This is a genomic window from Pseudomonas ficuserectae, assembly GCF_024584585.1.
Lineage (GTDB): Bacteria > Pseudomonadota > Gammaproteobacteria > Pseudomonadales > Pseudomonadaceae > Aquipseudomonas > Aquipseudomonas amygdali.
This window is the reverse complement of record NZ_CP085684.1, coordinates 2,166,812-2,179,597: the sequence shown is the minus strand read 5'-3', so window position 1 is coordinate 2,179,597 and position 12,786 is coordinate 2,166,812. Positions and strand designations below refer to the sequence as shown.

Below are 12,786 nucleotides of genomic sequence, written 5' to 3'. Positions count from 1 at the left end.
CTCTTGATCGGGAAGTGGACAAGGATTCGCTTAACCGCGACGCTGGGTCAACGCACGGCGCTCGAATTCAACGATGCGCTGACGGTAATGCTCGATGGTTTGCGCGGTCATGACGCTGCGCTGATCATCTTTCAGCTCGCCATCCAGTTCGTGGGCCAGCTTGCGGGCTGCGGCAACCATGACGTCGAAGGCCTGCTTGGGATGACGCGGGCCTGGCAAACCAAGGAAGAAGCTCACGGCACGGGTGCTGAAATGGTCGATATCGTCCAGATCGAACACGCCGGGCTTGACCGCATTGGCCATCGAGAACAGCACTTCGCCGTTGCCTGCCATGCTTTCGTGACGGTGGAAAATATCCATCTCGCCAAAACGCAGACCGCTTTCCAGAATGTTCTGCAACAACGCAGGGCCCTTGAAGCCGCCGTCACTGCGCGAAATCACGCTGATGACCAGCACTTCCTCAACCGGAGGCAGGTCCTTGTCCTCAGTGATGCGCTGGGCAGGCTTGTCGTCCGGGAAGTCATCGTCACGCCCGGTGAACAGGCTCGGGCCGTCCAGATCCAGATTCAGGTCACCCTGCTGCGGTTCGTCCTTGCGCTTCTTATCGCTGTTGCCACGCTTGTCACTGTTGCTGCGCTTGCCCTCACGCGGGCTGGCGCTCATCGACGGCAAATCATGCTCATCGAGCTGCGGCTCCTTGTGGGTGTCCAGCACACGGGGCGGCCCGAGCACTTCGGCCGACGTGGTTTCCTCCTCGTCCGGAAGATTGGAGAAGCTTCGATCCAGCCTGAATTTCAATTTACCTTTGCTGCCGCGCATACGGCGCCAGCCATCAAAGAGAATACCGGCAATGACTATTATGCCGATGACGATCAGCCACTCGCGCAGACCGATTTCCATGTAATCCAGTGCCTCTAATGAAGAAATCTGAAAATAAGGGCCTAAACCCCTTTAATACGTGGTGCCAAGTCTATGTTCTGACTGGCAATTTGCCCACGCGAAAATAAAAAGTGGTCACTAAACTAGCACGACCAAAGGCAACTTTACACCGTCTGTTACGCCTCTTCGCCGCCCAAAGTGCCATCTATCACACAACCGTCACATTTTCAGGCGCTTACGCAGCCATTTCGCCGCTGAATCAGGCCCGAACTCAGGCGTCCACCAGCGCCATCGCTTGCTCTACATCCACCGCTACCAGCCGCGAACAGCCTGGTTCATGCATCGTCACACCCATCAATTGGTCAGCCATTTCCATGGCGATCTTGTTGTGGGTGATGTAGATGAACTGAACAGTTTGTGACATTTCTTTCACTAACCGCGCATAGCGACCCACGTTGGCGTCATCCAGCGGCGCATCCACCTCATCAAGCATGCAAAACGGCGCAGGATTGAGTTTGAAAATGGCAAAAACCAGCGCCAGTGCAGTCAAGGCTTTTTCCCCACCCGACAGCAGATGAATGGTGCTGTTCTTCTTGCCGGGAGGGCGCGCCATGATTGTCACCCCTGTATCGAGTAAATCTTCGCCCGTCAGTTCCAAATAAGCGGAGCCACCACCGAAAACTTTTGGGAAAAGTGCCTGAATTCCGCTATTTATCTGATCGAAGGTATCTTTGAAGCGGTTTCGGGTTTCTTTATCGATCTTGCGGATGACGTTTTCCAGCGTGTCGAGTGCTTCCACCAGATCAGCATCCTGCGCATCCAGATAACGCTTGCGTTCGGATTGCTGCTGGTACTCGTCAATGGCGGCGAGGTTGATCGCCCCCAGACGCTGAATACGCCCGGCGATGCTCTCCAGTTGCTGCTCGGCCGCCTGCTCGCTGGCATCAGGGGTCAACGTGGCGAGCACGCCGTGCAGGTCGTAGCCGTCCTCGTGCAATTGGTCCTGCAACGCCGTGCGGCGCACCGTCAGCGACTGCCATTCCAGACGTTGCTGCTCAAGCTGGCCGCGCAGCAGTTGCGACTGCTGTTCGGCCTGGGTCCGGCGCTTTTCGGCTTCACGCAATTCGCGGTCAGCGTCTTCGAGGGCGTTCTTGGCGATGCGCATTTCATCATCGACCACCATGCGCCGCTCCAGCAGCTCTTCAAGCTTGAGGCGCAGCTCTTCAAGCGGTGCCTCGCCCTCCTCCAGATTCAGACTCAGTTGCTCGCGTTTTTCGGTCAGCCTTTCGGACTGCATGCGCAGGCGCTCCAGCGCCTGACGCGTCGAATCGTACTGCGCCTTGAGCGAGCCCAGACGCACCGCCAGTTGATGACTGTGATCCTTGTGCTGCCGAGCATCCTGGCGAATCCTATCCAGACGCTCACGCAGCGCATCACGCTGCGCCTGAAGCACTTCGCGCTGTTCGGTATCCTGCGCCATGCTGTCCAGTGCATCCTGCAATTGCAGGCGCGATTCGCCGAGGTGCTCGTGCTCGACAGCGCGTTGCTCGCCCAGCTCGGCCAGCTCTTCGTCCAGACGAGTACGACGCAGGGTCAACTGCTCGACCTTGACCCTGACCGCCGACAGTTGCGCCTTCAACTCGCTTTGCTGACGGGTTTCGTCCTGCACGCGGCGGCGCAGCTGCTCGCGGGCTTCTTCCTGCTGCGATTGTTGCTCGCGCAGCACCAGCAATTGCTCTTCAAGCGTAGCCAGCGTCGCTTCGCGCTCATCACGCTCCAGGCCCAGGCTTTGTAACTCCTGCCCCCGCGCCAGCACGCCACTCTGCGCCTCGCTGGCACGTCGCACACGTAAAAAGTGCCGCCCGACCCAATAGCCGTCACGGCTGATCAGGCTTTGTCCGGCGCTGAGTTGCGCACGTCGCACCAGCGCTTCGTCCAGATCCTCGACCGGAATCACCTGGCCCAGCCAGGCGGACAGATCAACCGTACTGTCCACTTTCTCCAGCAGGCTGCCAGGCACCCGCACTGTATCGGCACCGGCGCTGAGCAAGCGCAGATCACCCTGCTGGAAGTTCGCCAGATCAAGCGCGTCGAAGTCATCCACCAGCACAGCCTGCAAATCCGCGCCGAGCACGGTCTCCACGGCCAGCTCCCAGCCTGCTTCAACGCTCAGCCCTTCGGCCAGACGCGGGCGCTCGGCCAGTTGCTGATCGCGCAGCCATTCGGCGGTGCCGGTGTCCGGGTCAAGTGCCGCCTGTTGCAGCGCTTCCAGGGAAGCCAAACGCCCGTTGAGACGTTGCAGCTCGCCCTGCGCCTGCTGTTGCGCCTGACTGGCCTGCTGCAGAGCTTCACGCAATTGCTCAACACGCTCGACCGCCTGCTCTTCACCTGCGTGCAGTTCTTCAAGGGTCATGTCACGGGTGGCGAGGTCTTCGCTCAATTCCAGAATGGCCGCATCTTCAGGATCGGCGGCCAGCAACTGACGCTCTTCGGCCAGACGCCGCTGGCGTTCGGCCAGGCGTTCGATGCTTTGTTCAAGTTGCTGAATGCGCGACTGCTGGACCTGCGCCTGGCGCTGTGGCTCGGCGGATTGCTGATTGAAGACGTCCCACTTCTCCTGCCAGCCCTGCATGGCCGCTTCGGCGTCTTCCAGGGCAATGGCCGACTCTTCGGCGGCCGCGCTGGTCATTTCCTGCTCGGGCTCAAGCATCTCCAGCTCTTCGCCCAGGGTGGCAAGCAAGGTGGTGTCGTGGCCGAGATGGGATTCGGTTTCCTGGCGGGCGCGCTCTGCTTCGCGCAGGTCGTCCTGCAATTGACGCAGCCGCTGCTGACCGTGCTGGATGCTCTGCTCGACGCGGGCGATGTCGCCACCGACCGAATAAAAACGGCCCTGCACCAGGTTGAAGCGTTCGGACAGATCATGATGGCCGTCGCGCAGCCTTTCGATGCTGGCATCGGCGCTGCGCTGATCAGCCACCAGCGCTTCAAAACCGATCTCCTGATTGCCGATCACTGCCTCGCGCTGCCCCACCAGATCATTCAGCGCCTGCCAGCGCAGGGCCGACAGTTGCGCCTTCAACTGGCGTTCTTCGGCCTTGTATTCCTGATACTTCTCGGCGGCCTGGGCCTGCCGATGCAGACGCTCCAACTGACGCTCGAGTTCTTCCCGAAGGTCAGTCAGGCGCGCCAGGTTCTCGTGGGTGCGGCGAATACGGTTTTCGGTTTCCCGACGGCGCTCCTTGTATTTGGAGATCCCGGCGGCTTCTTCGATAAAGTTGCGCAGGTCTTCCGGCTTGGCTTCGATCAGCTTGGAGATCATGCCCTGCTCGATGATCGAATAGCTGCGCGGCCCCAGACCGGTGCCAAGGAAGATGTCGGTAATGTCGCGACGGCGGCATTTGGTGCCGTTGAGGTAGTAGCTGTTCTGGCTGTCGCGCGTCACTTTGCGGCGAATGGAGATTTCCGCATACGCCGCGTACTCGCCAACCAGCGTGCCGTCGGAGTTATCGAACACCAGCTCGATGCTGGCCTGGCTGACCGGTTTACGGCTGGTGGAGCCGTTGAAGATGACGTCGGTCATCGACTCGCCGCGCAGGTTCTTGGCCGAGCTTTCGCCCATGACCCAGCGCACGGCGTCGATGATGTTGGATTTGCCACAGCCATTGGGGCCGACAACGGCCGCCATGTTACTGGGGAAGTTCACCGTGGTGGGATCGACGAACGACTTGAACCCTGCCAGCTTGATGCACTTCAGGCGCATGGCGTCAGTCCGCTGCCAGGGCGGCCAGCACCAGCTGGCAGCTGCGCTGACAATAGGCGATCAGCACAGCACGAATTTTCGGCAAATCCCGCGCGATCACCGCGCCAAGCAACTCGTCGAACAGCGCCAGATAGTCGCCCATATCGGCCTTGCGTTGCTCGAGCGCGAGGAAATAGCTGCGGCTCATGGACGGCTGCAGGTTCTCGACCGTTTCTTCGAGGTACGGGTTGCTGGCGAACGGATAGGCCGCGCGCATGACATTGAAGCTCTCTTCGACAAATGCCTTGACGTCCTGCTGCTCGAAGCTGACCTGCAGACGCTGCTGTATCTGCACGAACGGCGCAAGATCATCCTCGGTGCGCCAGCGCTCGACCACTGCATTGGCCAGCAGAATGTACAGCTCGCTCATCAGGCCACACAGGCTGGTCACGTTATGCGCGTTGAGCACAGTGACCTGTGCCCCCCGACGCGGCAGGATCACCACCAAATGGCGGCGCTCCAGAATCAATAATGCTTCGCGCACAGAACCACGGCTGACGTTCAACGCCTGCGTGACTTTCTGTTCCTGAATACGCTCTCCAGGCTTGAGCTCACCGCGAATGATCCGCTCGGCAAGATGATGAGCAATTTGCTCAGCGAGGCTGTCCGGGGCCTTGAACGTCATGACTATCCTTCAAAAAAACCAGTTCTGCATGCAAGCCGCGAAGTGTAGCGCAACCGGTACGGATGGCGCAGGGCCATAGACGCGGAAACTGGCACGAAATACGCAAAACCTTGAATACAACCCAATGGGCGACTCAAGAACCAGTGTGCCTCTGATCGGCAGATTGCTGAAAAACTCAATTTCCTGACTCTTAAGTCAGAAACAAATTGACCCAATAAGCAGAGCTGATAGATTCATCGACATGTCTGATGACAATAAATGTGAGGGCTTTGCGCCGTGATTCAGTTCCTTTTGAACCAAGAGCTAAAAACCGAGCGCAGCCTGAATCCGAACATGACCGTGCTGACCTACCTGCGTGAGCAGGCACACAAGCCCGGTACCAAGGAAGGTTGTGCCAGCGGAGACTGCGGTGCCTGCACCGTCGTGGTTGGCGAGTTGCACAGTGACGCCGATGGCAAGCAAACGTTGCGTTATCGCAGCCTCAATTCGTGCCTGACGTTCATGGCGTCGCTGCACGGCAAGCAATTGATCAGCGTCGAAGACCTCAAGCACCAGGGTCAGTTGCACAGCGTGCAACAGGCCATGGTCGAGTGTCACGGCTCGCAATGCGGCTTCTGTACCCCAGGCTTTGTGATGTCGCTGTTTGCCCTGCAAAAGAACAGCACCGACGCCAACGCGCATCAGGCTCACGAAGCGTTGGCAGGCAATTTGTGCCGCTGCACCGGTTATCGCCCTATTCTGGCCGCCGCAGAGCAGTCTTGCAGCCAGCGCCAGCCGGATCAGTTCGATCAGCGCCAGGCTGAGACGGTCGAGCGCCTGCGGGCAATCACCCCGGCCCAGACCGAAGCACTGAGCGACGGCGAAAAAAACTGCTTCATTCCGCTGACCGTGGCAGACCTGGCCGACCTTTATGGCAGCCATCCGCAGGCCCGTCTGCTGGCGGGCGGCACTGATCTGGCGCTGGAAGTCACCCAATTTCACAAACAGTTGCCGGTGATGATTTACGTCGGACACATCGACGAGATGAAAGGCGTGAAGCGTTTCGACGACCGTCTGGAGATCGGCGCGGCCACTCCGCTGACCGATTGTTATGCAGCACTAAAGGCCGAATACCCGGACTTTGGCGAGTTACTACAACGCTTCGCCTCGTTGCAGATCCGCAATCAGGGCACGCTGGGTGGCAATATCGGCAATGCCTCGCCGATTGGCGACTCCCCGCCCCTGCTGATCGCCCTTGGCGCGCAGATCGTGCTGCGCAAAGGCAACGGCCAACGCACGCTGGCGCTGGAGGATTACTTCATCGACTACAAGGTCACGGCTCGCCAGGAGAGTGAGTTCATCGAAAAGATCATCGTGCCGACCGCCAATCCACTGCAGACCTTTCGTGCCTATAAAGTCTCCAAACGTCTGGATGACGACATCTCGGCAGTCTGTGCGGCGTTCCGCCTGACTATAGAAGACGGCGTGATCCGCGAGGCACGTGTGGCGTATGGCGGCATGGCGGCGATTCCGAAGCGCGCAGCGGCCTGCGAGCGAGCCCTGGTCGGTCAGCTCTGGAGCAGTGAAACCGTTGAGCAGGCCTGCGCCGCACTGAGCGAAGATTTCACGCCGCTGTCGGACTTCCGTGCCAGCAAGGAATATCGCCTGTTGAGCGCGCAGAACCTGCTGCGCAAGTATTTCATCGAAGTGCAGACGCCTGCCGTCGCAACGCGGGTGACTGACTATGTCTGAGCATTCTCCATCCATTACCCAGGCCGAAATGCTCGCCGTGTTTCAGCAGGGCTTGAGCACTGGCGTCGGTCGCAGCGTCAAGCATGACAGCGCCGACAAACATGTGTCCGGCGAAGCGGTGTATATTGATGATCGCCTAGAGTTTCCCAATCAGTTGCATGTGTATGCACGTCTTTCCGACCGTGCCCACGCGCGAATCATCAGCATCGACACCTCGCCCTGCTACGCCTTCGACGGAGTACGCATCGCGATTACCCATCAGGATATTCCGGGGCTGAAGGATATCGGGCCGTTGCTGCCCGGCGATCCGCTGCTGGCCATCGACACGGTGGAGTTTGTCGGTCAACCGGTGCTTGCCGTTGCTGCTCGCGATCTGGACATTGCCCGGCAGGCGGCAATGGCGGCGATTATCGAATATGAGGACCTGGAGCCGGTGCTGGATGTGGTTCAGGCGCTGCGTCAGAAACACTTTGTGCTCGACAGCCACACGCACAAACGTGGCGACTCGGCCGCAGCGCTGGCAGGCGCAACCCACCGTTTGCAGGGCAACCTGCACATTGGCGGCCAGGAACATTTTTACCTGGAAACCCAGATATCCTCGGTGATGCCGACCGAAGACGGCGGCATGATCGTCTATTGCTCGACCCAGAACCCCACGGAAATCCAGAAGCTGGTGGCCGAGGTACTGGGCGTGTCGATGAACCGCATCGTGGTCGACATGCGGCGCATGGGCGGTGGCTTTGGCGGCAAGGAAACCCAAGCGGCCAGCCCGGCCTGCCTGTGCGCCGTGATTGCCCGGCTGACCGGCCAGCCCACCAAGATGCGCCTGCAACGCTTTGAAGACATGCAGATGACCGGCAAGCGCCATCCGTTCTATATCGAGTACGACGTGGGCTTCGACGACGAGGGTCGTTTGCAGGGTATCGAGCTGGATCTGGCAGGCAACTGCGGCTACTCGCCGGACCTGTCTGCGTCGATTGTCGACCGCGCCATGTTTCACGCCGACAACGCCTACTATCTGGGCGAAGCCACGGTCAACGGCCATCGCTGCAAGACTCACACCGCATCCAACACGGCCTACCGTGGCTTTGGCGGCCCGCAAGGTATGGTCGCCATCGAAGAAGTCATGGACTGCATCGCGCGCTTCCTCGGCAAGGACCCGCTGGCGGTGCGCAAGGCCAACTATTACGGCAAGACCGAGCGTAACGTCACGCACTATTACCAGACGGTCGAGCACAACCTGCTGGAAGAGATGACCGCCGACCTCGAGTAGAGCAGCCAGTATGCCGAGCGCCGCGAAGCGATTCGTGCGTTCAATGCCGGCAGCCCGATCCTGAAAAAAGGGCTGGCGCTGACGCCGGTCAAATTCGGCATTTCCTTTACCGCCAGCTTCCTCAATCAGGCAGGCGCGCTGATTCACATCTACACCGACGGCAGCATCCACCTGAACCATGGCGGCACCGAGATGGGCCAGGGTTTGAACACCAAAGTCGCGCAGGTCGTGGCTGAAGTGTTTCAAGTGGACATCGACCGTATTCAGATCACCGCCACCAACACCGACAAGGTGCCGAACACCTCGCCCACCGCCGCCTCAAGCGGCACCGACCTGAACGGCAAGGCCGCGCAGAATGCCGCTGAAACCCTCAAGCAGCGGCTGGTGGAGTTCGCCGCCCGGCGCTATCAGGTGGCAGAAACAGAAGTCGAGTTTCGCAACGGCCATGTGCGGATCGGCGATATTTTCCTGCCCTTCGCCGAGCTGGCGCAATTGGCCTGGATGGGCCAGGTTTCGTTGTCCAGCACCGGCTATTACAAGACGCCGAAGATTTTCTATGACCGCAGCCAGGCGCGTGGCCGACCGTTCTATTACTACGCGTTTGGTGCGGCCTGCGTCGAGGTCATCGTCGACACGCTGACCGGCGAATACAAGATGTTGCGCACCGACATTCTGCACGACGTCGGCGCCTCGCTGAACCCGGCCATCGATATCGGCCAGGTCGAAGGCGGCTACATTCAAGGCGCAGGCTGGCTGACCACCGAGGAACTGGTGTGGAACGACAAGGGCAAGCTGATGACCAGCGGCCCGGCGTCCTACAAGATCCCGGCAGTGGCGGACATGCCGCTCGATCTGCGCATCAAGCTGGTAGAGAACCGCAAGAACCCGGAAGACACGGTGTTTCATTCCAAGGCCGTTGGCGAACCGCCGTTCATGCTCGGCATCGCCGACTGGTGCGCGATCAAAGACGCCGTGGCGAGTCTGGGCGACTACCGCCATCAACCAAACATCGACGCCCCGGCGACGCTGGAAAAAGTGTTGTGGGGCTGTGAGCAGATGCGCCACAAAAGCACTGCGCGTCGCGCATCCGGCGAAGGCGCCGAGCCGATTGCTTCCGCCCCTTCGCGGGTAAGTGAAGCTTCGCCAGGCTCGCCTTCACCTGTTCAGGATGCCCCCGTGGGAGCGAGCTTGCTCGAGAAGGCGCCTGGCCTGGATCACTCTGTCCTGAAGCAGGAGTGTCCGGAACGGCATGCGACGCAGAGCGTCGCACGATAGTCAAAGCTTCAGCACGGAGTTGAGGTTATCGTTCCCTACGCTCCGCGTGGGAATGCAGGTCTCGACGCTCTGCGTCGCAAGAGGACGCGGAGCTTCCAGAACGGCATGCGACGCGGAGCGTCGCACAATAATTGTTCATCCACATAGCCTTAACGCCCGGTCTTTTTCTGACCCATGACGTGCGAGAACACTGCATGCAAATCGTCCGAGGCACTGTCCTGGTCGAGGTTGAGCTTGCCGTCGATGTGGTCCATGTGATGCATCATCAACTCGACGGCGAGCGGCGCATCGCGCGCTTCGATAGCGTCGATCAGCTGAGCGTGTTCGTCATAGGAACAATGTGTGCGGTTGCCGGTTTCGTACTGGGCAATGATCAATGAAGTCTGCGATACCAGGCTGCGCTGGAAGCTGATCAGCGGCGCGTTTCTGGCGGCTACGGCCAGTTGCAGATGGAATTCGCCGGAGAGACGGATGCCTGCACCTCGATCACCACGGGCAAAGCTGTCGCGCTCGTCGCTGACCATCTGACGCAGTTCGGCCAGTTGCTCGGCAGTGGCGTGCGCGACTGCCAGTTCAGTGATTGCCTTCTCGACCATGCGCCGGGCAAAAAATACCTGGCGCGCCTCTTCGACGCTGGGGCTGGCGACCACCGCGCCACGATTGGGGCGTAACAGCACCACACCTTCGTGCCCCAACCGCGATAGAGCGCGACGAATGATGGTGCGGCTGACACCAAAGATCTCGCCCAGCGCCTCTTCACTCAATTTGGTGCCCGGCGCCAGCCGCTGCTCCAGAATGGCATCGAAAATATGCTCGTAAACGACATCGTCCTGAGTAACGCTGCGGCTGGCGCTGGTCGTGCCGCGCGGCTGTTTCTTGAGAGGCAGGGACTGGTCGTTCATGGGCACTCGTGCGCAGATGGATTACGGCGTTGGGACTGGCGCATTGTACACAGGGCAAAACCGGAAACGCGCGCAAAAAAAGGCCCGCAGTGTGGGGCGGGCAAGAGGCACTCAGCTGCCCCGATACGTCGAGTAGCTGTACGGCGAGATTAACAGCGGTACATGAAAGTGTTCCTGACCTGCATCAATGCCAAAGCGCAGCACCACTTCATCGAGAAAGGCCGGTTCATTCAATACCACGTCTCGCGCACGGTAATAATCGCCAGCCTGAAAGTGCAGTTGATAAACCCCGGACTGATAAGTGTCTCCCTGCAACAGGGGCGCATCGCAACGTCCGTCGCTGTTGGTGACAGCGCTGACAACGTGCAGAAGCTGCTGGCCTTCGACCCGATACAATTCAATGCGGATTGCATTGCCTGGGCAACCGTGGGCAGCGTCCAGCACGTGTGTGGTCAATTTCCCCAAAACTTCACTCCTCACATCCGGCGATGGTGAAACAGTGCACCAATGAAGTGCTCTGCATGGTGCGATTGCGACCGATTAAGACACTTTCGCAAAAACCTGTACACAATAAAATCTTCAGTGGATTGCAGCTGACGCCTGTGCTGCTCGCCAATCGTCGAATTACCTGAAAAGAAAGGAAGCAAAGGAAAAATATCAGATTTTTTTCGATTAGCTGACCACTCAGGCAGGTTTCTTGCTTGCTTTATTTGAACCGGCACAAATCGGTAACGAAACCTACAGGGTTACAAGCCGAAAATAAAATTGTATACAATCTGCGCGTTGCAGTGCCTTGTCTGCCATTCGCACCGCACCTGGCTTAACGCACATAACGCACAAAAGGAAGCTTGCAGTGAGCGCTGACTACCCACGCGACCTGATCGGTTACAGCAACAACCCGCCTCATCCACGCTGGCCGGGCAACGCGCGCATTGCCTTGTCATTCGTGCTGAATTACGAGGAAGGTGGCGAGCGCAATATTCTGCATGGCGACAAGGAATCAGAAGCCTTTCTGTCCGAGATGGTTGCCGCGCAGCCACTCCAGGGCCAGCGCAACATGAGCATGGAGTCGCTGTACGAGTACGGCAGCCGCGCAGGTGTCTGGCGCATTCTCAGGCTGTTCAAGCAGTTCGATATTCCCCTGACCATCTTCGCCGTGGCCATGGCTGCGCAGCGTCACCCCGAGGTGATCCGCGCCATGGTCGCCGACGGTCACGAAATCTGCAGCCACGGTTATCGCTGGATCGACTATCAGAACATGGAAGAAGCCGACGAGCGTGAACACATGCGCCAGGCGATTCAGATCCTCACCGAGATCAGTGGCGAACGGCCGCTGGGCTGGTACACCGGGCGCACCGGGCCCAATACGCGGCGACTGGTGATGGAGGAAGGCGGTTTTCTCTATGATTGCGACACCTACGACGACGACCTGCCGTACTGGGAGCCGAACAATCCCACCGGCAAGCCGCATCTGGTCATCCCCTACACGCTGGACACCAACGACATGCGCTTCACCCAGGTGCAGGGCTTCAACAATGGCGAACAATTCTTTCAATACCTCAAGGACGCGTTCGACGTGCTGTATGCCGAAGGCGAAGACGCACCGAAGATGCTTTCCATCGGTCTGCATTGCCGCCTGATCGGTCGCCCTGCCCGGCTGGCCGCGCTCAAGCGTTTCATTGAGTACGTCAAAGGCCATGAGCAGGTGTGGTTCACCCGACGTGTCGATATCGCCAGGCACTGGCACACTGAACATCCGTTTACCGGCAAGGCCGAGCAATGAGCACGTTTAAAACACTGACACCTTCAAGCCTGGGCCGGGACGCATTCATCGCAGCCTTTGCCGATATCTACGAACACTCACCGTGGATCGCGCAGCAGGCCTTCGACGAGGACGCTGGCCCCGAGCTGGATCAGGTCGAGGCCCTGCATGCGCGCATGAGCAAACTATTGCTCGGTGCCACTCACGCGCAACAGCTGGCGCTGATCAATGCCCACCCGGACTTGGCCGGCAAGGCGGCTATCCAGGGTGAGCTGACTCAGGCCAGTACCGATGAGCAGGCAGGCGCCGGTATCCACCACTGCACGCCTGAGGAGTTCCAGCGCTTTACCGAGCTGAACGAGGCTTACAAGGCCCGCTTCGGCTTTCCGTTCATCATGGCGGTCAAGGGCAGCGACAGACACAAAATTCTGGCGGCGTTCGAGCAACGCATCCATCACTCGCCCGAGGCCGAGTTCACTTGCGCCCTGGCCGAGATCAACAAAATCGCACTGTTTCGTCTACAGGCGCTTTGAGCGTCGC

At 59.3% G+C, this 12,786-nt stretch carries 8 protein-coding genes and 1 pseudogene; 4 read left to right on the top strand and 5 right to left on the bottom strand.

From position 1 onward, the window contains the following. Positions 1-30 precede the first annotated feature (30 nt). From zipA to LJU29_RS09605, 3 genes are all read right to left on the bottom strand, one after another. Entirely contained in the window at positions 31-900 is an 870-nt protein-coding gene (gene zipA / locus LJU29_RS09615) for a cell division protein ZipA (protein ID WP_005755940.1), read from the bottom strand. Positions 901-1,150: 250 nt separating this feature from the next. Further along, positions 1,151-4,639 carry a chromosome segregation protein SMC gene (gene smc, locus LJU29_RS09610; protein ID WP_122321001.1) on the bottom strand — a complete coding sequence of 1,163 codons (3,489 nt, stop codon included), beginning with the start codon at positions 4,637-4,639 and terminating at the stop codon, positions 1,151-1,153. A 4-nt stretch (positions 4,640-4,643) separates the two neighbouring features. Beyond that, complete coding sequence (locus tag LJU29_RS09605; protein ID WP_002552808.1) at positions 4,644-5,303, bottom strand: GntR family transcriptional regulator; 660 nt, start codon at positions 5,301-5,303, stop codon at positions 4,644-4,646. 276 nt (positions 5,304-5,579) lie between these two features. Between LJU29_RS09605 and xdhA the strand changes: the two genes are divergently transcribed. Together xdhA and xdhB are read left to right on the top strand one after the other, a co-directional pair. Further along, positions 5,580-7,034 (top strand): xanthine dehydrogenase small subunit, encoded by a 1,455-nt coding sequence (gene xdhA, locus LJU29_RS09600; RefSeq protein ID WP_057453575.1) that lies wholly within the window; start codon positions 5,580-5,582, stop codon positions 7,032-7,034. After that, a pseudogene (gene xdhB, locus LJU29_RS09595) lies at positions 7,027-9,582 on the top strand (xanthine dehydrogenase molybdopterin binding subunit). The gene xdhA and the pseudogene xdhB overlap by 8 nt, the downstream one beginning before the upstream one ends. A gap of 149 nt (positions 9,583-9,731) precedes the next feature. Here xdhB and LJU29_RS09590 read toward each other — a convergent pair. Further along, positions 9,732-10,484, bottom strand: a complete 753-nt coding sequence (locus LJU29_RS09590) for a GntR family transcriptional regulator (RefSeq protein WP_257112151.1) — start codon at positions 10,482-10,484, stop codon at positions 9,732-9,734. Between the two features lie 111 nt (positions 10,485-10,595). Continuing rightward, the gene (gene uraH, locus LJU29_RS09585; RefSeq protein WP_005755958.1) at positions 10,596-10,949 is read right to left on the bottom strand and encodes a hydroxyisourate hydrolase; all 354 of its coding nucleotides are present in this window, start codon (positions 10,947-10,949) and stop codon (positions 10,596-10,598) included. Between the two features lie 388 nt (positions 10,950-11,337). Between uraH and puuE the strand changes: the two genes are divergently transcribed. After that, positions 11,338-12,267 carry an allantoinase PuuE gene (puuE, locus tag LJU29_RS09580; RefSeq protein WP_005755962.1) on the top strand — a complete coding sequence of 310 codons (930 nt, stop codon included), beginning with the start codon at positions 11,338-11,340 and terminating at the stop codon, positions 12,265-12,267. Continuing rightward, entirely contained in the window at positions 12,264-12,779 is a 516-nt protein-coding gene (gene uraD / locus LJU29_RS09575) for a 2-oxo-4-hydroxy-4-carboxy-5-ureidoimidazoline decarboxylase (RefSeq protein ID WP_057423582.1), read from the top strand. The genes puuE and uraD overlap by 4 nt, the downstream gene beginning before the upstream one ends. Positions 12,780-12,786: the final 7 nt, after the last annotated feature.